The organism is Isoptericola sp. NPDC056578 (assembly GCF_042793275.1).
GTDB lineage: Bacteria > Actinomycetota > Actinomycetes > Actinomycetales > Cellulomonadaceae > Isoptericola.
Genome location: NZ_JBHTVC010000028.1, coordinates 36,044 through 57,014, shown reverse-complemented (window position 1 = coordinate 57,014; position 20,971 = coordinate 36,044). Strand labels below are relative to the sequence as shown.

Genomic DNA, 20,971 nt, shown 5'->3' with positions numbered 1-20,971 from the left:
GCTGCGGCGTCCGTCACGGCGACACGGGAGATCGTGTCGTCGGTCATCGGTCTAGAAGAACCCGAGCTTCTGGCCCGAGTAGCTGACCAGGAGGTTCTTCGTCTGCTGGTAGTGGTCGAGCATCATCTTGTGGTTCTCGCGCCCGACGCCGGAGCCCTTGTACCCGCCGAACGCCGCGGCCGCCGGGTACGCGTGGTAGCAGTTCGTCCACACGCGCCCGGCCTCGATGGTGCGCCCGGCGCGGTACGCCGTCTCGCCCTGCCGGGACCAGACGCCGGCGCCGAGCCCGTAGAGGGTGTCGTTGGCGATCTTCATGGCGTCGTCGAAGTCCGCGAACTCCGTCACCGACACGACCGGCCCGAAGATCTCCTCCTGGAAGATCCGCATCGAGTTCTTGCCCTCGAAGACGGTGGGCGTCACGTAGTAGCCGCCCGCCAGGTCGCCGTCCATCTCCGCGCGACCCCCGCCCGTGAGGACCTTGGCGCCCTCCGCCTTGCCGATGTCGATGTACGACAGGATCTTCTCGAGCTGGTCGTTGCTCGCCTGCGCGCCGATCATCGTGTCGGTGTCCAGCGGGTTGCCCTGCTTCACGGCCTTCGTGCGCTCCAGGGCGTCGCCGAGGAACTGGTCGTAGATGTCGGCCTGGATCAGCGCGCGCGACGGGCAGGTGCACACCTCCCCCTGGTTGAGGGCGAACATCGTGAACCCCTCGAGGGCCTTGTCGTAGTAGTCGTCCTTCGCCGACGCGACGTCCGAGAAGAAGATGTTCGGGCTCTTGCCGCCGAGCTCCAGCGTCACCGGGATGATGTTCTGCGACGCGTACTGCATGATCAGGCGGCCGGTCGTCGTCTCGCCGGTGAACGCGATCTTGCGGATGCGCGAGCTCGACGCGAGCGGCTTGCCCGCCTCGACGCCGAACCCGTTGACGACGTTGACCACGCCGGGCGGCAGCAGGTCGCCGATGAGGTCCATGAGGAACAGGATCGACGCCGGGGTCTGCTCGGCCGGCTTGAGCACGACGGCGTTGCCCGCCGCGAGCGCCGGGGCCAGCTTCCACGTGGCCATGAGGATCGGGAAGTTCCACGGGATGATCTGCCCGACCACGCCGAGCGGCTCGTGGAAGTGGTACGCGACGGTGTCCTCGTCGATCTCCGAGATCGACCCCTCCTGCGCGCGGATGGCGCCCGCGAAGTAGCGGAAGTGGTCGATGGCGAGCGGGATGTCGGCGGCGAGGGTCTCGCGGACGGGCTTGCCGTTCTCCCAGGTCTCGGCGACCGCGATCTCCTCGAGGTGCGCCTCCATGCGGTCGGCGATCCTGTTGAGGACGTTCGCCCGCTCCGTGACGGACGTGCGCCCCCACGCGGGCGCCGCTCCGTGGGCGGCGTCGAGCGCGCGCTCGATGTCCTCGGCGTTCCCGCGCGCCACCTCGGTGAAGGTCTGCCCCGTGACCGGGCTGGGGTTCTCGAAGTACTGCCCGCTCGCCGGCGGGACATACTCCCCGCCGATCCAGTGGTCGTACCGGGCGCGGTACTCGGCGATCGCCCCGGGCTGACCGGGGGCTGCGTAGACGGTCATGCTGCCTCCTCGCACGTGCGGCGCCTCGTCGCGCCGCGATGGACGCGACGGTAGGAGGCGCAGGGTTGCAGTTCCGTTGCAGTGCGGTTCGCACGACGGTCCGGGCTGGACCCTGGCCCGAGCGGACCGCAGGATCGCCGGAGGGCCAGGAGCCGGCCCGCGACGGGACGGGAGGCGTCGATGCGCGGCAGGTCGCGGTTGCTGATCGGCGCGGGAGTGGTGCTCGCCGTGGTGGTGGGCGCCTTCGTGCTCACGCCGGGCCCGCTCGCCCGATCCCTGTTCGTCCTCCGGGAGCAGCGCACCTCCTGCGGCGAGGTCGAGCACGGCGCGCAGGGTGGCGGGATCCCTGCCGACGCGCGTGACTGCCTCGACGCGGCGTGGGAGTCCGGGGCCGAGCTCACGGTGATGTCTCCGACCACCGAGGGCGACCCGACGTTCACCTACTACCGCGTCGGGGGCGGCGGCCTCGAGATCTTCCGCGACACGACAGGCGACACCTACGGGTCGGGCACCTGGAGCCGCAGCGTCTGCCCCGGCGACGACCTCAAGGGCGCGCTCGAGCGCTGCTGACCCTCAGCCCAGCTCGGCGTCGAGCAGCCCGGCACGGGCGCGGGCGCGCACGGCCTGCGGGCTGCCGGCCGGGGCGACGTCGAGCAGGCGGGTCCAGGCGGCGTGGTCGTCGGCGCCGTCGGCACCGCGCACCCACGCGTCCAGGGCGTCCGGGTCGCCGGCGGCCAGGACGGCGGCACGGACCTCGGCCGCGAGCTCGGCGCGCAGCTGCTCGACGCCCGGGGCCACGGACCGCGGCAGCAGCGGCGCGTAGGCGTCGACGGCGGCGCGCGCGTCGCCGTCGGCGAGGGCCGCGCGCACGTCGCCCGCGTCGGTGCGCAGGGGGCGGGCGAGCCGGTACGGCCGCGACCCGGCCAGCAGCGCGCCGACGACGTGCCGCAGCCGGGAGACCTCGGCCCGCACGGTGACGTCGGAGAGCTCCCCGGGGTGCAGCAGCACGGCGAGCTCGTCGGCGGCGAGGCCCGACGGGTGCTCCGCGAGCAGCAGCAGGATCTCGGCGTGCCGCAGCGACAACGACCGCTCCCCTGCGGGCGTCCGCAGCACGGGCCGCCCGAGCACGCGGAGGTCGACGGGGCCGACGCCTGCCGGGTGCGCGGCCGCGGCGGCGCGGGTCGCGAGCTCGCGCTCCACGGTCGCGACGGTGGCCCGCACGAGCGACAGCACGACGTGCGTCGCCGCGGCCCGCCGCCCCGTGACGTCGAGGACGCCGAGCACCCGGCCCGTGGCGGGGTCGCGGATGGGCGCGGCGGCGCAGCTGAGCTCCTGCACGGGTCGGGAGAAGTGCTCGGCGCCGATCACCTGGACCGCCCTGCGGGTCGCGAGCGCCGTGCCCGGCGCGTTGGTGCCCACGCTCTCCTCGCCCCACACGGCGCCCTCGACGAAGCCCACGCGGTCGACCGCGCCGCGGAGGCGACGGTTCCCCTCCACCCAGAGCAGGCGGCCGATCTCGTCGGAGACGGCGACGACCAGGCCGTCGTCCGCCGCGCCGTCGACGACGAGCTCCCGCACGACCGGCATGACGGCGGCGAGCGGGTGGGCGGCGCGGTAGGCGGCCAGCTCGGCGTCGGCCAGCGCGACCTGCGGGTGCGGGGTGTCCGGGTCGACGCCGTTGCGCAGGGAGCGGCGCCAGGAGTCGGCGACGACGGGGTCGATGCCGCCGGGCGGCTCTCCCGTGCCGAGGAAGCGTTCGTACGCGGCGCGCACGGTGCGCGGGTCACGACGCACCCCGACCCCGCGCGGGCCGTGCCCCGCGGAGAAGCTGTCCCCGTGCATCGCGACCTCCCGACGTCGTCGTCCGGGCGCCGCCAGTCTAGGGGGCGGACGGCCCGGCCACGGATCGCCGGACCCTGGATCACCCCCGAGCCGTGGGCAGCGTGGTGCCCATGGCACACAGCGCGCACGACCTCACCCCGACCAAGGTGGCCGTGGGCGATGCCGAGGAGCTCACCGGGGTCGCGTTCGGCCGAGGCGGGGTCAGGCGCGCCCGAACGCCTTGCGCAGCTCGTCCTTCGCGCGCTCGAGGACGTCGCGCTGCGCGGCGGGGAGGTTCTTCCCGGCGCGGTTGACGTAGAACGTCAGCATCGACATGGCCGAGCGGTACGCCGAGCCCTTGCGCCGGTCGCTCGCCTCGGCCGACCGCTTCAGGGATGCCGCGATGCGCGCCGGGTCGTCCCAGGTGAAGACGTCGTCCTCGAGGTCGAGCGCGTCGGAGCGCTCGGTCACGTCCTGCGACCACCGCTCGCCGTCGTCGCCCTTCGTCATGCCCTCGACGCTAGACGCGGGGCCAGGATGCTCGCAGCCCCGCCGGCGCCGCTCAGTCGCGCAGCGCGAGACGGCGCGCGAGCACGGCGCACACCACGAGCTGGAGCTGGTGGAAGATGATCACCGGGACCGCGATCACGCCCGCCGCGGCGACGGGGAACAGCACGCTGGCCATGGGCAGGCCGGTGGCGAGGGACTTCTTGGACCCGCACATGAGCAGCGCGATCCGGTCCTCGGCGGGCAGCTTGAGGGCCGCCCCGCCCCACCACGTGAGGCCCAGCATGATCGCGAGGAACACGCCGCTGACCACCAGCAGCGCCACGATCGCCCAGCCGGAGATGCCGGCCCACACGCCCGCGGAGCTCGCCGCCGCCACGGCGGAGAACACCACGACGAGGATGGTGCCGCGGTCGACCGACAGGGTGAGCCAGCGCCGCGCGCGGACCCGGTCGCCCACGCAGGGCTGCAGCAGCTGGCCCACGACGAACGGGAGCAGCAGCTGGAGCAGCACCGTCTGCAGCCCGTCGAGGCCGTGGCCGGCGGTGGCGCTCCGGCCCTCCGCGTCGGTCATGAGCCACAGCACCAGCAGCGGCGTGAGCACCATGCCGAGCACGTTCGACACCGTGGCCCCGCAGATCGCGCCCGCCACGTTGCCGCGCGCCACGGACGTGAACGCCACCGACGACTGCACCGTGGACGGCAGCAGGGACAGGTAGAGCATCCCGGCGGCGAGCGGAGCGCCGACCAGCGGGGTGATCGCCCACGCGACGACGAGCCCGAGCACCGGGAAGAGCACGTACGTGGCGACGAGGATGCCGCCCTGCAGGCGCCAGTTGCGCAGGCCCGCCCACACCTCACGGGTCGAGAGGCGCGCGCCGTAGACGAGGAACAGGATCGTCACCGCGACGTCGGCCGCGACGTCGACGACCTGCTGCACGCCCGGGCCGACGGGCACCACCAGCCCCAGCACCATCACCACGACCAGCGTGACGACGAACGGGTCCACCCAACGGCTCAGCACACGACGCACCGGGCGAGTGTAGGGAGTCTCGCGCCCGGGGCACGGACACGTCCGCGGGGTGCGGGTGCCGCGCCCCGGTCGCCGACCGCCGGGTCAGGCCTCCAGGCCCTGGCGCAGCCCGTCGAGGAGCGGCGTGGTGGGGCGACCGATCAGACGGGCGAGGTCGCCCGACGTCTCGGCGAGCAGGCCCGCGCGCGTGTCGCCGTCGAGGGCGACGACGAACCCGGCGGTGCCCTCGTCCAGGCCTGCCGCGAGCAGCTGCTCGCGGTGCTCGTCGGCGGTGAGCCGCCGGTACGTCACGGGCCGGCCGACGATCTCGGCGGCCGCGGCGGCGAGCTCGTCGAAGTCCCAGGCCACGTCCCCGGACAGCTCGTAGACGGCGCCGTCGTGGGCGCCGTCACGGCGCGCGTCGAGGGCGACGACGGCCGCGGCCTCGGCGTAGTCCGCGCGGCTCGCGCTGGCGACGCGGCCGTCCCCGACGCTGCGCGCGATCTCGCCCGTCTCGCGCGCCTGCTGCACGTCGCCGAGGTAGTTCTCGGTGTACCAGCCGTTGCGGAGCACCGTGGTGGACAGGCCCGAGGCCGCGAGCAGCTCCTCGGTCGCCTTGTGCTCGGGGGCGAGGATCAGGGGCGAGGTGTCGGCGTGCGGGGCGCTCGTGTAGACGACGCGGCGGACGCCGGCGCCCTTGGCCGCCTCGATCACGGCCTGGTGCTGCGGCACCCGGCGGCCGACCTCGGAGCCGGAGACGAGCACCAGCACCTCGACGCCGTCGAGTGCGGGGACCAGGGTCTCGGGGCGGTCGTAGTCGGCCTCGCGGACCACGACGCCGGGCCCGTCCGGCCCCGCGAGGTCGGCGACCTTCGCCGTCGAGCGGGCGAGGGCCACGACGTCGGCGGGCGCGGCGCCCCGGGCGAGGAGGGACTCGACGACGAGGCGGCCCAGGTGGCCGCTGGTACCGGTGACGGCGATGGTCATGGTGATGCTCCTTCGGAGGCAGGCTCAGGTCGGGATCGCGGCCGGCCCGTGCCGGGCCGACCCCGCCAGCATGCACTTACTTTTCGTAAGTGCCAACCCGCGGCAGGTGCGGTGATCGTCACAGTGCCCGCCTCCGCGCCGCGCCGTATCCTGGGCGGGTGACCACCGACTCCCCCGCAGCCGCTCTCGACGGCGTCCGCAGCGACGACGTCGCCCCGGGCCCGACCGACGCGATGATCGCCGACGTGTTCTCCCGCGGCTGCACCTCGCGCCAGGCGCTCGAGGCGGTCACCGGCCGCTGGGGCGTCCTGACCGTGGCCGGGCTGCGCGACGGCGCCGTGCGCTTCAACGCGCTGCGCCGCCGGATCGACGGTGTGAGCGAGAAGATGCTGGCCCAGACGCTGCAGACGCTCGAGCGCGACGGCATGGTCGCCCGGGAGGTCCGCACGACCATCCCCCCGCACGTCGAGTACTCGCTCACCGACCTCGGCCGCCGCGTCGCCGACCGGCTCGTCGGGCTCCTCGACGTCCTCGAGGGCTCGGTCGACGAGGTCAGCGCGGCCCAGCGGGCGTACGACGCGCGCCGGGACGCCTGAGCCTCACGTCCGCGAGGTCACGTACCAGAGCACCAGCGCGACGACGACGAGGAGCACGACGAGCACGGCGACCGTGATCTTCACCGCGCTGAACGGCCGCCTCCCGACCACCTGCCCCGTGTTCGCGTTGACCATGACCTGCCACTGCCGGCCCGCGTACACGTAGGTCGCGATCCACAGCGGGAGCAGGACCAGCTTGAACATCACGTCGGTGTACGCCGTCGCCACCGAGCCGACCCGCTGCTCGTCGCCACCGATGTCCCGCCGGACGTCGGCCGTGATGGCCTTCGCCATCGTCGCCTTGGCCCGCTCGAGGCCGGCGGCGGGCTCCACCTCGTACCGCGCCGCGGAGTACCCGGCCAGGTACTCCGCCCGGAACGGCACGGCGTCCTCCAGCGCCCACGGCCCGAGCCGGCGCAGATCGGTCTCGGACACCTGGGACGAGGCCGGGACCAGGACGTCGTCGAAGGACCGCTCGACCCGGCCCGAGACCGGCGTCCAGCTCACCCGCCGCTCCTGGCGCTCCTCGTCGCCGTCCTTCACGGTGACGTGGTACTCGTCGCCGCGCTGACCCGTGTACGACGACGACGTCTCGGCGTCGAAGGTCCAGTGGGGCACGTACGAGCCGTGCAGCGACTCCGTGTCGCCGACCTTCTTGAGCTCGCTCGGCGCGAACGGTCGCGAGCGCACCCACCGGCGGAACGCCTCGCGTGCCCGCGCCTGCTCCACGCCGAACGGGACGACCGCTTCCGGCTGCACGTGCCCGTCCGCCTCCGCGACCGCGACGAGGTGGCCGCCGCAGAAGCGGCAGGCCGCGGACAGGTCCGTGCCGCGCGTCGTCGCGCCGCACCCGTCGCACGTGAGCAGGCGGTCCTCCAGGAGGCCCGCGCGCGACCCCTCCTGCGCGGCGGCCCACGCGTCGAACGAGTGCTCGTCGACGGCGTCGCCCGCCGCGTGGACGATCTCCACCTCACCGCCGCACGCCCCGCACCGCAGGTGCTGCGTGCCGGGCACGTAGGCGAGCTGGGAACCGCACGCGTCGCAGCGCGTGCGCACGAGGTCGTCCCGCACGTCGCTCACGACCGGCCCCCGGTCCCGCTCGACGGCCCCGCCTGCGGCGGCAGCGGGGGCGGTGTCGCCGCGAGGAGCGGGGCGAGCACGGGCACCTGCCCGGCCGGCGTCCACGCGGCCATGCCCTGCTGCCACACGAGGGTCTCGCGCGTGAGGTCGCCGGTACCCACGAGCGCGGCGAGGTCGGCCGCGGTGCCCGGGCCGGCCTGCGACCCGGCGGCCGACCAGAACCACGGGGACTCGGCGACCGGCAGCGGCGGCGGGCCCGCGGGCGGCGGCGCGGCCGCCGCGGGCGGCGCCGACGGCGCCAGCGCCTGGGCCATCTGCTGCCCCATCGCCAGGCCCATCCCCACGCCCATCCCCGAGCCGAGGCCCTCGCCGGCCCCGCCCGGGTTGGCGGCGGCGGTCTCGATCGCCGTCGCCGCCTGGAACTTCGTGTACTGGTCCAGGTCACCGACGACGGCCATCCGGGTCCGCTTGTCGAGCGCCGCCTCGACCTCCGGCGGGAAGGAGACGTTCTCGAGGACGAACCGCGGCACGGAGACGCCGTACTCCGTCAGGTCCTCGGAGAGCTGGTCCGCCAGGCGGCCGGCGATCTCGCGCTGGTTCGCGGCGAGGTCGATCACGGCGACGCCCGCCTCGGCCAGCGCCGGGCCGAGCCGGCCCACGACGAGGCTGCGGAAGTAGTCGCCGATCTCGTCCGTGCGGAACTGCGGGTCGGTGCCCACGAGCTGCCGCAGGAGCGCGGCGGGGTCCACCACCCGCAGCGCGTAGGTGCCGAAGGCGCGGACACGGACCGCCCCGAGCTCGGGGTCGCGCAGGATCACCGGGTTCTGCGTGCCCCAGGTGAGGTCCGTGAACTGGCGGGTCGCGACGAAGTAGACCTCCGCCTTGAACGGCGAGCTGAACCCGTGCTTCCAGCCCTGGAGCGTGGACAGGATCGGCAGGTTCTTCGTCTCCAGCGTGTACGTGCCCGGGGCGAAGACGTCGGCGAGGCGGCCCTCGCTGACGAACACCGCCGCCTGCCCCTCGCGCACGACCAGCCTGGCCTGGTTCTTGATCTCGTTGCCCTGGCGGGGGAAGCGCCAGACGATCGTGTCGCGGCTCTCGTCGAGGAACTCGACGATGTCGATCAGCTGTCCACGCAGCTTCTCCAAGAAGCTCATCCGGAATCCTTCGGTGTCGTGCGGGTCGGGGAAGTTCGAGTCGCGCGGCCGCTGGGCCGCGCTGAGCATAGCGGTGTCTGCCGCCGCCGATGACAGGGCCAAGTCCCGGCAAAATCCCCAGGTCGCCGCGGGTCGACCCGGCGGCGCCCGAGCGCACCCGCCCGCGACCTATCCTGGCCGGGTGCCTGCCGCGCCCCTGCTCCCGGACCGGACCTCCGACGTCGCGGTGCTCCTCGCGGCCGGCGCGGGGACCCGGCTGGGACGCGGCCCCAAGGCGCTCCTGCCCCATCGCGGCCGCCCGCTCGTCGAGCACGTCACGGCTGCCCTGCTCGCCGGCGGGTGCGACGCGGTCGTCGTCGTGCTCGGCGCGGGGGCGGAGCGCGTGCGTGCCGCGGCGTCGCTCGACGGCCCCGGGGTCCGCGTCGTGCTCAACCCCGGCTGGGCCACGGGCATGGCCTCGTCCCTGCGTGCCGGCGTCGCGGCCGCGCTGGAGCCGCGGGACGGCGTGCCGCTGGCGCGGCTCGTCGTCGCGCACGTGGACCAGCCGGGCGTGACGCCCGACGACGTCGCGCGCCTGCTGGCCGCGCACCGCCCCGGCCGCGTCACCGCGTCGCGCTGGGCCGACGCTCCCGACCGGGACCGGCCGCGCTGGTCGCACCCGCTCGTCCTCGACGCCGCGCTCGCCGCGCCGGCCGCCGCGAGCGCCGTCGGCGACGCCGGGGCGCGCGCGTTCCTGCGCGCGCACGCCGACCTGATCGACGTCGTCACGCACCCCGGCGACGGGCGCGACGTCGACACCGAGGCCGACCTCGACCTGCTCGCCTGACCGTCCACGAGGCCCCGGCGGTCACGACGCCGCGGCCGCCTTGATGCCCAGGTAGACCTTGTCGCGCGCGAGCGGCAGCTCGGTGAACCGCACCCCGGTCGCAGCGCGCAGCGCGTTCGCGAGCGCCGGGGCGACGGGGTTGAACGGGCTCTCGCTCATGGACTTCGCCCCCATCGGCCCGGTGGAGTCCGAGGTCTCGGCGAAGTACACCTCGCTGCGCGGCACGTCCGCGAAGGTGGGCAGGTGGTACTGGCGGAAGATGTCGGTCGTGACGCGGCCCGCGTCGTCGATCACGACGTCCTCATAGAGCGCGGCACCGAGCGCCTGGGCGATGCCGCCCTCCACCTGGCCGCGGCACTGGCGCGGGTTGACGACCTCCCCGGCGTCGGCGGCCTGCACGCTCTGCAGGATGCGGATCTCGCCGGTGCCGCGGTGCACGGCCACGCGGAAGCCGTGCACGTTGAACGCGACGGACCGCGGCGTGCCGCCCCAGCGCCCCTCGGCCTCGAGCCGCACGCCCGCGGCCCGGGCATGGCGCGCCACCTCGGCCAGCGGCACCACCGAGCCGCCGCCGTACTCGACCCCGCCGGGCACCAGCGTGCAGTCGGCCGACGGCGTGCCCGTGAGCGACGACGCCACCACCCGCACGCGCTCGGCGAGCTCGGTCGCCGCCGCGAGCGACGCCTTGCCCGCCACCACCGTGCCGGTGGACCCGAAGGCGCCGGTGTCGTGGTCGACCAGGTCGGTGTCGGACTGCCGGACGACGACGTCGGCCGCCCGCTGCCCCAGCGCGCTGGCCACGAGCTGCGCGTGCACGGTCGTGGTGCCGTTGCCGAACTCGGCGGTGCCGACCTCGGCCTCCACCACGCCGTCGGGGCGCAGCCGGGCGCGGGCGTGCGACACGTGGCCGCGCGGCGGCACGGTGTCGATCATCGACAGGGCCGTGCCCTCGCCGACGCCCCACTCCGCCCCGAGCCACGGGCGGGCCGGGTCGGCGGGGTCAGCACCGTACGCCGCGACGTCGCGCGCGCGACCGCGGGCCAGCGCGTCGTCGGCCAGCTCGATGCACTGGTCGAGGCCGTAGCTGCCGTACAGCACGTCCTCCTCGGGCTCGGGCGCGGTGGACAGCATCGGCACGCCCGGGCGCACCACGTTGCGGCGCCGCAGCTCCAGCGGGTCCATGCCCAGCTGCCGGGCCAGCTCGTCCATCGCCGACTCGACGGCGAAGATCATCTGGCTCAGCCCGTACCCACGAAAGGCGCCTGCGGGCAGCGTGTGCGTGTAGACGCAGTACGCGTCGACCTTCTTGTTCGCGCAGGAGTAGACGGCGATCGACTCGCCGCAGCCGTGGAACATCACGCCCGGCCCGTGGTTGCCGTACGCGCCCGTGTTGCTCAGCACGTCCAGGTGCAGCGCGGTCAGCGTCCCGTCGCGGCGCGCGCCGGCACGGACCTTGATGCGGAACGGGTGCCGCGTCGTCGTGCCGACGAACGTGTCCGTGCGCGTGAGCTCCAGCTGCACGGGGCGTCCGAGCTTCAGGGCCGCGAGCCCGGCGACGTCCTCGACGAGCACCTCCTGCTTGCCGCCGAAGCCTCCGCCCACGCGCTCGCACACCACGCGCACGCGGTCCATGGGCAGGTCCAGCACGCGCGCGAGGTGGCGGCGCGCGAGGAACGGCACCTGGGTGGAGGACCGCACGACCAGGCGGCCGTCGTCGTCGAAGGACGCGATCGCGGCATGCGTCTCGAGCGCCGCGTTCTGCACGCGCTGGGTGCGGTACGTCGCCTCGTGCACGACGTCGGCCTCCGCGAGGCCCGCCTCGACGTCGCCCAGCTCGCTGTGCAGCTCGGCGACGACGTTGGCGCCCGGCCGCGACACGCGCGCGGTGGCGGCGTCCAGGTCCGGGTGCACGAGCGGGGCCCCGGGCGCCATCGCCTGCTCCGGGTCGATCAGCGCGGGCAGCACGTCGTACTCGACGCGCAGCCGGCGCACGCCCTCCTCCGCCGCGGCCACCGAGTCCGCGACGACGGCGGCCACCCGCTGCCCGACGTGCCGCACGACGTCGTCGAAGACCCGGGTGTCGTCCGGGTCGTCGGTCCACAGCTCGTGCTGGGCCGTGCTGAACCGGGCGGACGGCGCGTCCTCGTGCGTGAGCACGGCGTGGACCCCGGGCACCGCCAGCGCGTCGGCCGTGTCGATCGACAGGATCCGCGCGTGCGCGTGCGGCGACCGCGCCAGCTTGAGGTGCAGCAGGCCCGGGTACGCCTCGGGGTCGACGTCGAGCGTGTAGCGCACCTGACCGGTCACCACGCCCCGGCTCGCGGGCGCAGGCTCCGAGGTGCCGAACGCAGTGCCCGACGCGGCGGAGCCGGCCGTCCGGTCCCCGACGCCGCGGGAGCGCTGCGGCGTCCACCCGTCGTGGGCGTGGTCGCAGGGCGCGGCCCCGGCCGGGTGGGCCGTGCCGCACGCGTCGTCGCCGAGCACCGCGTCGGCGACCGCCCGGTAGCCCGTGCACCGGCACAGGTTGCCCTTGAGGTTGCGGGGCAGGTTCGCGCGCTGGTCGTCGTCGAAGGTGGCGGCCGTCATGATCATGCCCGCCGTGCAGAAGCCGCACTGGAAGCCCTGCGCGTCGTGGAACTGCTGCTGCACCGGGTGCAGGCCCTCCGCGGTGGGCTCCTCGGCCGTGGCCGCGAGCCCGGCGATCGTGGTCACCTCGCGCCCGGCCGCGCGCCGCGCGGGGTACACGCAGCTGTGCACGGGCAGCCCGTCGACGTGCACGGTGCACGCGCCGCAGTCGCCGCCGTCGCAGCCCTTCTTCACGCCGAGCGAGCCCTGCTCCCGCAGGAACGTGCGCAGGCACTGGCCGGCGCGCGGCACGGCGTCCACGTCGCGGCCGTCCACCCGGAGCACGGGCGAGGCGCCCGGGGAGAGGGTCGTGGGGCGGGTGGTCGCGTCGGTCATCGCCGGCCTCCGTCGGTCAGTTCGGCGCGGATCTCCTCCGCGAGCCGGTAGGTCATGTCACGACGCCAGGCCGGGAGGCCGTGGATGTCGTCGTGGTAGAGGTCGGACGGGATCGCGGCGTCGATCGCGGCGGCCAGTCCCGCGGCGTCGGGGTGCGCGCCGGCGGGGAACCGCAGCCGGACCGGCCGGCGGGTCGACGCGGTCACGGTGATGACGAGCGCGCCGCCGTCATCGGGCGCGTCGAGCCGCCCGATCAGCAGCACGCCGGAGCGGCCGAGGTTCGACAGCGACAGCCGCCGGAAGGCGGTGCGGGCGCGCAGCGCGGCGGCCGGGAGCCGGATCGCGCGCAGCAGCTCGCCCGGTGCCAGGGTGTTGCGCATCTCGCCGGTGACCAGCTCGGCCACGGGCTCGGCGCGCCGCGCCCCGCCCGGCCCCCACACCTCGGCGAGGCCGTCCAGGGCCGCGGTGAGCGACGTCATCGGCCCCGCGGGCAACGACGTCACGACGTTCCCGCCGACCGTCGACGTGTTCCAGATCTTGAACGACGCGACGAACGCGTCGCAGCACGGGCGCACGAGGGCGAGCGCGGGCCACGCGGCGCGCACCGGGGCCGACGCCGCGGCCGCCGGGAAGGCGTACAGCTCGGCGACCGTGCAGGTCGCGGCGATCTCCAGCCCGTCGTCGGTCACCGTGAGCGCCGGCCAGCCGGCGCTCGTGAGGTCGAGCAGGCGGCGCAGCGTCTGGCTGCCGTACGAGAACAGGACGGTGCCGCCCGCCAGCCACGCGTCGCCCTCGCGCCAGTCGGCGGGGTCGGCGGTGGGGACCAGGTCGGTGACGGTGTTCATGTCCACCGGGGGTGCTCCTTGCTCCGGGTCGTGCCGGGGGTGGTGCCGCGGGCCGCGTGCAGCGGCCCGTCCGTGCGGCTGAGAGGGACGGCGGCGTCCCGCCCGTAGCGCACCGCGACGAGCTCGGCGACGACCGACACGGCCACCTCCTCCGGCGTCACGGCGCCGAGGTCGAGCCCGATCGGCGAGCGCAGCCGCGCCAGCCGGTCGGGCGTGACGCCCTCGTCGCGCAGGGCCTGCATCCGTTGGGCGTGCGAGCGGCGCGAGCCCATCGCCCCCACGTACGCGAGCGGCAGCCCGAGCGCGAGCCGCAGGGTCGGGACGTCGAACTTCACGTCGTGGGTGAGGACGGCGACCGCGGTGCGGGCGTCGAGCCGCCCGGCCGCGGCCTCGGCGGCGAGGTAACGGTCCGGCCAGTCCACGACCACCTCGTCCGCCTGCGGGAACCGGCGCGGCGCGGCGAACACCTCGCGGGCGTCGACGAGCGTCACGCGGTACCCGAGCAGGTGCACGGCACGCACGAGCGCGCCCGCGAAGTCGTTGGCGCCGACGACGACGAAGCGCGGCGGCGGGAGCCGGGTCTCGACGAGCAGCGTCACGGGCTCCTCCGGGGCGCCGTCGTCGCACGCGCCGTCGGGCACGCCGGGCGCCGCGTGGACGGTCGCGGCGCCACCCGCCCGCAGCACGGCCGCGACCTGGGCGGACACGGCCGGCAGCGCGCCGTCGTCGACCAGCCCTCGTAGCGAGCTGTCAGGGCCGGCGCCGGGCATACCGCCCTGTGGCCCTGACAGGTCCCGCAGGAGGACGGCGGTCGGGCGCGCGACGTCGAGCCGGCGCACGAGCGCGGCGGAGCCGCCGCCGGCGCCAGCCAGGCGGGCGAGGGCGACGGCGGCGGGGTCGCCCTCGTCGCCAGGGCGCACGGGCTGCACGTGCACCTCGAGGCTGCCGCCGCACGTGAGCCCGACGGCGAACGCGTCGTCGTCGGAGTAACCGAAGGTCTCGCGGTGGCACTCGCCGACGGCGATCGCGTCGAGCGCGGCCGCGTGCACGGCCGCCTCCACGCAGCCCCCGGAGAGGCTGCCGATCACGGCGCCGTCGGCGCGCACGGCCATCGCGGTGCCGACCGGCCGCGGCACCGAGCCGGACGCGCCGACGACGGTCGCGACGGCGAACGGCTCCGCGCCGGGCACGAGCCACTCGGCGAGCTGGTCAGCCAGGGTGAGCATCTCAGGGGTCCCTCCCCGCCGGTCGGGCCTGCCGGGTCACGGCGGGCCCGGCCGACATCGTCGTCAGGCGCCGATCGCCGCCGAGAGCGGGCCGCGCACGAAGTACACGAGGAAGCCCGCGGCGACCACCCACAGCAGCGGGTGCACCTCGCGCGCCCGGCCGCAGGCGAACCGCAGCAGCACCCACGTGATGAAGCCGATCCCGATCCCGTTGGCGATGGAGTACGTCAACGGCATCGTCACGACCGTGAGGAAGACCGGCAGGGCGACGGAGAAGTCGCCCAGGTCGATCTCCTTGATCTCCCGCATCATCATCGCGCCGACCACCACGAGGGCGCCGCTGGCGACCTCGATCGGCACGACGGCGGTGAGCGGCGTGAGGAACATGGCGACCAGGAACAGGCCGCCCGTCACGACCGACGCCAGGCCGGTGCGGGCCCCCTCGCCGACGCCCGCCGCCGAGTCGACGAACACGGTGTTCGACGACGACGACGTCGCGCCGCCGACGACGGCGCCCACGCCCTCGACGACCAGCGCCGACTTGATCCTCGGGAAGTTCCCGTCCTTGTCGGCCAGCCCGCCCTGCTTGGCGAGCCCCGTCATCGTGCCCATCGCGTCGAAGAAGTTCGTGAAGAACAGGGTGAACACGAGCATCGTGGCCGCGAGCGCCCCGATGCGGTCGAAGGCGCCGAAGCTGAACTGGCCCAGCAGGGACAGGTCCGGGACGGAGACCAGCGAGTCGGGCAGCGCGGGCACCGACAGGTGCCAGCCGCCCGGGTTGTCGTCGCCGGCCGGGCCCAGCTGGAGCACGGCCTCCACGACGATCGCCACGACCGTGGTCGCGACGAGCCCGATGAGCAGGCCGCCCTTGACCCTGCGCGCCACGAGGATCCCCATGAGCAGCAGCCCGAGGACGAAGATCATCGTCGGGACGGTCGTGATGGACCCCCCGTCGCCGAGCTGCACCGGCGGGCCGCCCTCGGTGGGGGTGACGAAGCCGGCGTCGACAAAGCCGATGAAGGCGATGAACAGGCCGATGCCCACGGTGATCGCGGCCTTGAGCTGGCGCGGGACGGCGTTGAAGATCGCCGACCGCGCGCCGGTGACGGCGAGCAGCACGATCAGCAGGCCGTTGATGAGTACCAGGCCCATGGCCTCGGGCCAGGTCACGTCGCCGATCACGGCCACGGCGAGGAACGAGTTGATCCCCAGCCCGGCCGCGAGCGCGAACGGCAGGTTCGCGACGAGTCCGAACAGGATGGTCAGCACGCCCGCGGCGAGGCCGGTGACGGCGCCCACCTGGGCCGTCGCGAGCCAGCCGCCCGCGACGTCGGTGGGGGCGTTCTCGGCGCTGGTGCCGCCGAGGATGAGGGGGTTGAGGATGACGATGTACGCCATCGCGAAGAAGGTCACCAGCCCGCCACGGATCTCGCGTCCCGTGGTGGATCCTCGCTCGGTGATCTTGAACAGCCGCTCCAGCACGCCGCGGCCGGCGCCGGTGGAGGGCGTCTTGTCGTTCTCGGCGGTGTCCCGCCGCGTTCCCAGGATGGTCACGTCCTTGTGTCCTTTCCGGCCCGCGCGTCAGTAGTCGACGCGGGTCTCGAGGACACGCCACGCGTCGAACGGCGCGACGGCGCTGCCGGTGCGCTCGTGGCGCACGGTCATCACCCCGCCGGCGGCCCGGGTCTCGGGCGCGGCGTGGAGCCGGGAGGCGAAGAAGTCGTAGAACACGGCGTCGTCGAACCCCGCGGCGGCCGCGTCGTGGCGGTCGGCGGCGAAGTAGACGGCGTCCACGCGCGCCCACAGGGCGGAGGCGAGGCACATGGGGCACGGCTCGCAGCTCGAGTAGAGGACGGCCCCCGACAGGTCGAACGTGCCGAGCTCGGCGCAGGCGCGCCGGATGGCGGTGACCTCCGCGTGCGCGGTGGGGTCGTTGTCCTGGGTGACGCGGTTGTTGCCCTCGACGACGCGGCCGTCACGGGTGACGACGACGGCTCCGAAGGGGCCGCCCGCGTTCGCCACGCTGTCGACGGCCAGGGAGACGGCCTTCTCGAGGTGTGCTGCGGCCGGATGGACGGCCGGAGCGACGGCCGTGCCGGGTGCCTGGGTGTTGATCACGGCATTGCGGTCCATGGTGAGTCTCCACGGTTCGGGCAGCGGCCCCCGGGTGCTCGGGTCCGTCGGCCCTTCGAGGACCCGGTGGAGACCGGGCGCTCGGCGGGTCGCTGCAGGCGAGTTGTCCTTCATGCCGCCTGGTAGATAGCTGCCGGTGTCGGATCGATCTCGTCGATCACCGCGCGGGAGTCGACGTCGACGTCCGCACGGCCCGGGCCCGCCGTAGGCAACCGCGACGCTAACACTCGGTGACCGACGCCACAAGCGTTTTGGAATCACAATTCCGTATCGCGGGTGTTTCGTCGCGATGAACTCCGTCTCGCATCGTGGTCCCACATGATGGACACGGGCTGTCGCTGCTGGTGGTGCAGTTCCTAGAGTGTCCACAGAACCCGCGTGTCCCAGGCCCGAGTGGCCACGACCCACCGCGCCGGCCGGCGTCCGGTGTCGCCGCACAGATGGAGGAACCATGCCCGCACCCACCGACCCGACGCCGCGCCTCGCCGAGTACGCGCACCCCGAGCGCCTCGTGACGACGTCGTGGCTCGCCGAGAACCTCGACACCCCGGGCCTGGTGGTCGTGGAGTCCGACGAGGACGTCCTCCTCTACGAGACCGGCCACATCCCCGGCTCCGTGAAGATCGACTGGCACACCGACCTGCTGCAGCCCGTCGAGCGCGACTACCTCGACGGCGCCGGCTTCGCCGACCTGCTCGCGAGCCGCGGCATCTCCCGCGACACGACGATCGTGCTGTACGGCGACAAGAACAACTGGTGGGCCGCCTACACCGCCTGGGTCTTCACCCTGTTCGGCCACGAGGACGTCCGCCTGCTCGACGGCGGCCGCAACCTGTGGGTGGCCGAGGGCCGCGAGCTCACCACCGACGTGCCCTCCCCCGCCCGGGGCGAGTACCCCGTCGTCGAGCGCGACGACGCCACGTTCCGCGCCTTCAAGGAGGACGTCCTCGCCCACCTCGGCAACGGCCCGCTGGTCGACATCCGCTCCCCGCAGGAGTTCTCCGGCGAGCGTCTGCACATCCCGGACTACCCGGAGGAGGGCGTGCTGCGCGGCGGCCACATCCCGTCGGCCCGCAACGTCCCCTGGGCCACCGCGGTCGCCGAGGACGGCACCTACAAGCCGCGCGCGGAGCTCGAGGCGATCTACCAGGAGGGCGGCCTCGGCCTCACCGCCGGCGACTCGGTGATCACCTACTGCCGCATCGGCGAGCGCTCCAGCCACACCTGGTTCGCGCTGCGCTACCTGCTCGGCATCGACGACGTCCGCAACTACGACGGTTCCTGGACCGAGTGGGGCAACGCCGTGCGCGTGCCGATCGTCGCGGGCGCCGAGCCCGGCGAGGTCCCCTCGAGCGTCAGGCAGCAGCAGGCCGCCTGACGCACCGACCAGCCACGGCGCCGAGCTCGAGCCGGTCCGGACCCTTCCGCGGTCCGGACCGGCTCGACCGGTGTCCGGCCCCCTACGAGAGACTGGGTCCATGACCGACGCCGCCCCCCTGCCCGAGCCGCTCGCCGAGATCCGCGAGGAGTTCCTCGCCCTGCCCGAGCGCGACCGGCTGCAGCTCCTGCTCGAGTTCTCCCGCGAGCTGCCGGGCCTGCCCCCGCGGTACGAGAGCGCGCCCGGCCTGCTCGAGGCGGTGGAGGAGTGCCAGTCCCCCGTGCGCGCGTTCGCGGAGGTCGACGGCGACGTCGTGCACTTCTACGCGACCGCCCCGCAGGAGGCGCCCACCACGCGCGGGTTCGCGTCGATCCTCGCCCAGGGGCTGTCCGGGCTCTCGGCGCAGCAGGTGCTGGACGTCCCCGACGACTTCCCGCTGATGATCGGGCTCACCCGCGCCGTCAGCCCGCTGCGCCTCAACGGCATGGCGGGCATGCTCACCCGCGCCAAGCGGCAGGTGCGCGAGCAGCTCGCCGCCGCCTGACGGCCGTCGTCGAGGGTCAGAAGTCGAACAGGTCCCCGAGGAACGACTCCTTCTTCTTGCGCTTGCGGTAGCGGGGGTCGTACCCGCGGTCGTCGTACCGCTTGTCGTCGTAGCGGCGCTCGTCGTACCGCTTGTCGTCGTAGCGGCGGTCGTCGTAGCGGCGGTCGTCGTAGCCGGGCGCCGGGTAGGCCGCACCGGCAGGCGCGGACGCCGGAGCGGGCGGGACGGGACCGCGCGCCTCGGCGGCGATCTCCGACTCCAGCGAGCGCTCGATGAGCTTGTCGAGCTCGCCGCGGTCGAGCCACACGCCCCTGCACTGCGGGCAGTAGTCGATCTCGATCCCCTTGCGCTCGGACATCACGAGGACGGTCTGGTCGTGCGGACACTGCATGATGCGCTGCTCCTTCGTCGGCTGGTGGGGTCAACGGCCCGGACCGGCGCGAGGTTCCCTCCGTGTGCGAGAGTGTGCGCATGACGGTGCTCGTGGCCTACAACCCGTCGCCCCACGGTGAGGCGGCCGTCCGGACCGCGGTCGCGGAGGCGTCCCGGCGAGGTCTCCCCCTGCACGTGGTCCACCTCGCACGGTCGGACGACCCCGCCGACGGCGACCCGCTTGACGGCCTCCTCGCCGAGGCGGCCGCGAGGGTCGAGGTCCAGCCGGTCACCCGCCGGCCCTCGGGCACCGAGCCCGCGGACGCGATCCTCGACGCCGCCGAGGCTTCCGGCGCGACGCTCGTCGTCCTCGGCTCCCGCAAGCGCTCCAACGCGGGCACGTTCCTCGTCGGGACGACGACGCAGCGGGTGCTGCTGGACTCCCCCGTCCCGGTGCTCGTCGTCAAGGACACCTACGACGAGTGACCGCACCGTCCTGAGCCGGCTCCGTCAGCGACCCGCGGGCAGGGCGCGAGGCTCCTGCGAGGTCGCGAGCTGCGGCGCGATGGCGTCGCTGCCGGGCAGCACGAAGGGGCGCAGGTCGCCGCGGGCGGCGTCCACCTGCTCGACGGGGACCCGTTCCACCCCTCCGGCCTCGGTGATCCACCAGCCGAGGTTGGGGGCGAGGGCGGCGTAGCCGTCGCGCAGCACGTGCCGCAGCACCGTGTCCGCCAGGCGCACACCGTCGCGCCAGGCTCCCACGACCTCCGCGGTCACGACGTCCGGGGCCGAAGCACCGGTGGTGAGCTCCGCCGGGGACGACGTCGCGGCCGGCAGCGCGAGCACCCGCAGGCCCCGGCGGAAGACGAGGCGTCCGTCGACCGTCGCGTAGCGCGGCCGCACACGGGTGAACATGTTGAGGATGCGGAAGGGCCACGGCGGCGCCTGGTCCAGGACCAGGGCGGCGCGCGGGGTGAGCTGGCGTGCGAGCCGGTGCTCGTCGAACTGCACGCCCACGCCACGCATCTCGGCGGCCATCCACTGCAGCGCGACGTCCGACAGGCCGCAGCGGGCGCCACCGCCGCCGACGTCGCCGTGGGTGCCGGGGAACCACACCTGCTGCACCCGGTCGGGCGGGTCGCCGTCGGGCACGGTCCACAGGCACGGCGCGAAGGTCAGCCGGCGCTCGTCGATCGCGAGCGCCTGCCGTGCGGTGAGGACCGCGGGCGAGAGGGAGACGTCGTGGAAGCGGTTCTTGCGGCGTGACGGGCCCGGGACCCCGAGCGCGCCGACCGTGTCGAAGACGCCCAGGAAGCGGACGGGGACCTCGATCCCGTGCTCCGCACGGAACGCCCGCTTCTCGGCGCGGACCTCGTCGCCCCGCCGCAGCAGGGCCTCCGCCCGGCGCCGGCGCCACGACCCGGGCCGGGTGCGGGCCACGGTGCGCTTCGCTCGCGCGACGCGGCGCGCCGTCGGCGGCCTGAGGCGGTAGACGCGTTCCGCCTCGCACAGCAGCCCGTCGTCCTGGGCCTCCACGGTCAGCAGGCCCACCTGCGACAGCATCCCCACGACGCTGCGCGCCGTGTACGCCCCGCGGGAGTAGCCGAGCACCACGATCTCGTCACCGGGCTCGTAGTTCATGGTCAGGAATCGGTAGCCGTCCACCACGTTGCGGGTGAACCCGTACCCGAACGCGCCGCCGAGCAGCTGGTCCACCAGGTAGCCGCGGGCGCCGACGCCCGCCACGTACCCGACGACCTGCTCGACGTCCGGGTCCGCGCTCCCGCCGGAGCGCAGCACGGAGCGCGCGATCTTCTCGATGTTGGACACCTGCGAGTTCACGGCGTGGTTCCACGTCCCGTCGCAGCACAGCACCAGTCGCTTCATGGTCGTCCCCTCCATGTACCTCGGAGGGTGCCAGCGCGGCGCTGATACGACGAGCGTTCACGCC

Annotated in this window: 20 protein-coding genes; 6 read left to right on the top strand and 14 right to left on the bottom strand. The window is 74.4% G+C overall.

The features are described from left to right. Positions 1-51: 51 nt before the first annotated feature. A complete protein-coding gene (locus tag ACFQ80_RS12780) occupies positions 52-1,575 on the bottom strand; it encodes an aldehyde dehydrogenase family protein (RefSeq protein ID WP_430549594.1) in 1,524 nt (507 codons plus the stop codon). 180 nt (positions 1,576-1,755) lie between these two features. Between ACFQ80_RS12780 and ACFQ80_RS12775 the strand changes: the two genes are divergently transcribed. After that, positions 1,756-2,145, top strand: coding sequence for a hypothetical protein (locus ACFQ80_RS12775; protein WP_430563911.1), 390 nt, complete (start codon positions 1,756-1,758; stop codon positions 2,143-2,145). A gap of 3 nt (positions 2,146-2,148) precedes the next feature. Here the strand turns inward: ACFQ80_RS12775 and ACFQ80_RS12770 are convergent, their stop codons facing one another. The 4 genes from ACFQ80_RS12770 to ACFQ80_RS12755 all read right to left on the bottom strand — a co-directional run bounded on the left by ACFQ80_RS12770 (position 2,149) and on the right by ACFQ80_RS12755 (position 5,902). Continuing rightward, positions 2,149-3,417 (bottom strand): GAF domain-containing protein, encoded by a 1,269-nt coding sequence (locus tag ACFQ80_RS12770; RefSeq protein WP_430563910.1) that lies wholly within the window; start codon positions 3,415-3,417, stop codon positions 2,149-2,151. 201 nt (positions 3,418-3,618) lie between these two features. Further along, positions 3,619-3,906 (bottom strand): DUF3175 domain-containing protein, encoded by a 288-nt coding sequence (locus tag ACFQ80_RS12765; RefSeq protein WP_430563909.1) that lies wholly within the window; start codon positions 3,904-3,906, stop codon positions 3,619-3,621. 52 nt (positions 3,907-3,958) lie between these two features. Then, a complete protein-coding gene (locus ACFQ80_RS12760; protein WP_430563908.1) occupies positions 3,959-4,936 on the bottom strand; it encodes a bile acid:sodium symporter family protein in 978 nt (325 codons plus the stop codon). Between the two features lie 84 nt (positions 4,937-5,020). Then, positions 5,021-5,902 (bottom strand): SDR family oxidoreductase, encoded by an 882-nt coding sequence (locus ACFQ80_RS12755; RefSeq protein WP_430563907.1) that lies wholly within the window; start codon positions 5,900-5,902, stop codon positions 5,021-5,023. 158 nt (positions 5,903-6,060) lie between these two features. Here ACFQ80_RS12755 and ACFQ80_RS12750 point away from each other — a divergent pair, with 158 nt between their 5' ends. Then, positions 6,061-6,498, top strand: a complete 438-nt coding sequence (locus tag ACFQ80_RS12750; RefSeq protein ID WP_430563906.1) for a winged helix-turn-helix transcriptional regulator — start codon at positions 6,061-6,063, stop codon at positions 6,496-6,498. A gap of 3 nt (positions 6,499-6,501) precedes the next feature. Here the strand turns inward: ACFQ80_RS12750 and ACFQ80_RS12745 are convergent, their stop codons facing one another. Continuing rightward, entirely contained in the window at positions 6,502-7,578 is a 1,077-nt protein-coding gene (locus ACFQ80_RS12745) for a hypothetical protein (RefSeq protein ID WP_430563905.1), read from the bottom strand. Further along, positions 7,575-8,735, bottom strand: coding sequence for an SPFH domain-containing protein (locus tag ACFQ80_RS12740; protein ID WP_430563904.1), 1,161 nt, complete (start codon positions 8,733-8,735; stop codon positions 7,575-7,577). The genes ACFQ80_RS12745 and ACFQ80_RS12740 overlap by 4 nt, the downstream gene beginning before the upstream one ends. 181 nt (positions 8,736-8,916) lie before the next feature. Between ACFQ80_RS12740 and ACFQ80_RS12735 the strand changes: the two genes are divergently transcribed. Beyond that, positions 8,917-9,561 carry an NTP transferase domain-containing protein gene (locus tag ACFQ80_RS12735; protein ID WP_430563903.1) on the top strand — a complete coding sequence of 215 codons (645 nt, stop codon included), beginning with the start codon at positions 8,917-8,919 and terminating at the stop codon, positions 9,559-9,561. Between the two features lie 21 nt (positions 9,562-9,582). Here ACFQ80_RS12735 and ACFQ80_RS12730 read toward each other — a convergent pair whose 3' ends face one another. The 5 genes from ACFQ80_RS12730 to ACFQ80_RS12710 all read right to left on the bottom strand — a co-directional run bounded on the left by ACFQ80_RS12730 (position 9,583) and on the right by ACFQ80_RS12710 (position 16,726). Then, on the bottom strand, positions 9,583-12,522 hold the full coding sequence (locus ACFQ80_RS12730) for a molybdopterin-dependent oxidoreductase (RefSeq protein WP_430563902.1): 2,940 nt from the start codon (positions 12,520-12,522) through the stop codon (positions 9,583-9,585). Next, positions 12,519-13,373 carry an FAD binding domain-containing protein gene (locus ACFQ80_RS12725; RefSeq protein ID WP_430563901.1) on the bottom strand — a complete coding sequence of 285 codons (855 nt, stop codon included), beginning with the start codon at positions 13,371-13,373 and terminating at the stop codon, positions 12,519-12,521. Before ACFQ80_RS12725 ends, ACFQ80_RS12730 begins: the two co-directional genes overlap by 4 nt. Then, on the bottom strand, positions 13,364-14,593 hold the full coding sequence (locus tag ACFQ80_RS12720; protein WP_430563900.1) for an XdhC family protein: 1,230 nt from the start codon (positions 14,591-14,593) through the stop codon (positions 13,364-13,366). The genes ACFQ80_RS12725 and ACFQ80_RS12720 overlap by 10 nt, the downstream gene beginning before the upstream one ends. A gap of 63 nt (positions 14,594-14,656) precedes the next feature. Then, positions 14,657-16,147, bottom strand: a complete 1,491-nt coding sequence (locus tag ACFQ80_RS12715; RefSeq protein ID WP_430563899.1) for an NCS2 family permease — start codon at positions 16,145-16,147, stop codon at positions 14,657-14,659. Positions 16,148-16,174: 27 nt separating this feature from the next. Further along, entirely contained in the window at positions 16,175-16,726 is a 552-nt protein-coding gene (locus tag ACFQ80_RS12710; RefSeq protein ID WP_430549580.1) for a nucleoside deaminase, read from the bottom strand. A 451-nt stretch (positions 16,727-17,177) separates the two neighbouring features. Between ACFQ80_RS12710 and ACFQ80_RS12705 the strand changes: the two genes are divergently transcribed. Then, complete coding sequence (locus ACFQ80_RS12705) at positions 17,178-18,104, top strand: sulfurtransferase (RefSeq protein WP_430563898.1); 927 nt, start codon at positions 17,178-17,180, stop codon at positions 18,102-18,104. 100 nt (positions 18,105-18,204) lie between these two features. Continuing rightward, on the top strand, positions 18,205-18,648 hold the full coding sequence (locus tag ACFQ80_RS12700; protein WP_430549578.1) for a SufE family protein: 444 nt from the start codon (positions 18,205-18,207) through the stop codon (positions 18,646-18,648). A gap of 16 nt (positions 18,649-18,664) precedes the next feature. On the opposite strand, the gene ACFQ80_RS12695 is transcribed toward ACFQ80_RS12700, so the two are convergent. Then, entirely contained in the window at positions 18,665-19,039 is a 375-nt protein-coding gene (locus tag ACFQ80_RS12695; protein WP_430549577.1) for a zf-TFIIB domain-containing protein, read from the bottom strand. Between the two features lie 80 nt (positions 19,040-19,119). Here ACFQ80_RS12695 and ACFQ80_RS12690 point away from each other — a divergent pair, with 80 nt between their 5' ends. Then, positions 19,120-19,506 carry a universal stress protein gene (locus ACFQ80_RS12690; RefSeq protein ID WP_430549576.1) on the top strand — a complete coding sequence of 129 codons (387 nt, stop codon included), beginning with the start codon at positions 19,120-19,122 and terminating at the stop codon, positions 19,504-19,506. A gap of 24 nt (positions 19,507-19,530) precedes the next feature. On the opposite strand, the gene ACFQ80_RS12685 is transcribed toward ACFQ80_RS12690, so the two are convergent. Further along, the gene (locus ACFQ80_RS12685; RefSeq protein ID WP_430563897.1) at positions 19,531-20,907 is read right to left on the bottom strand and encodes a DUF2235 domain-containing protein; all 1,377 of its coding nucleotides are present in this window, start codon (positions 20,905-20,907) and stop codon (positions 19,531-19,533) included. Positions 20,908-20,971: the final 64 nt, after the last annotated feature.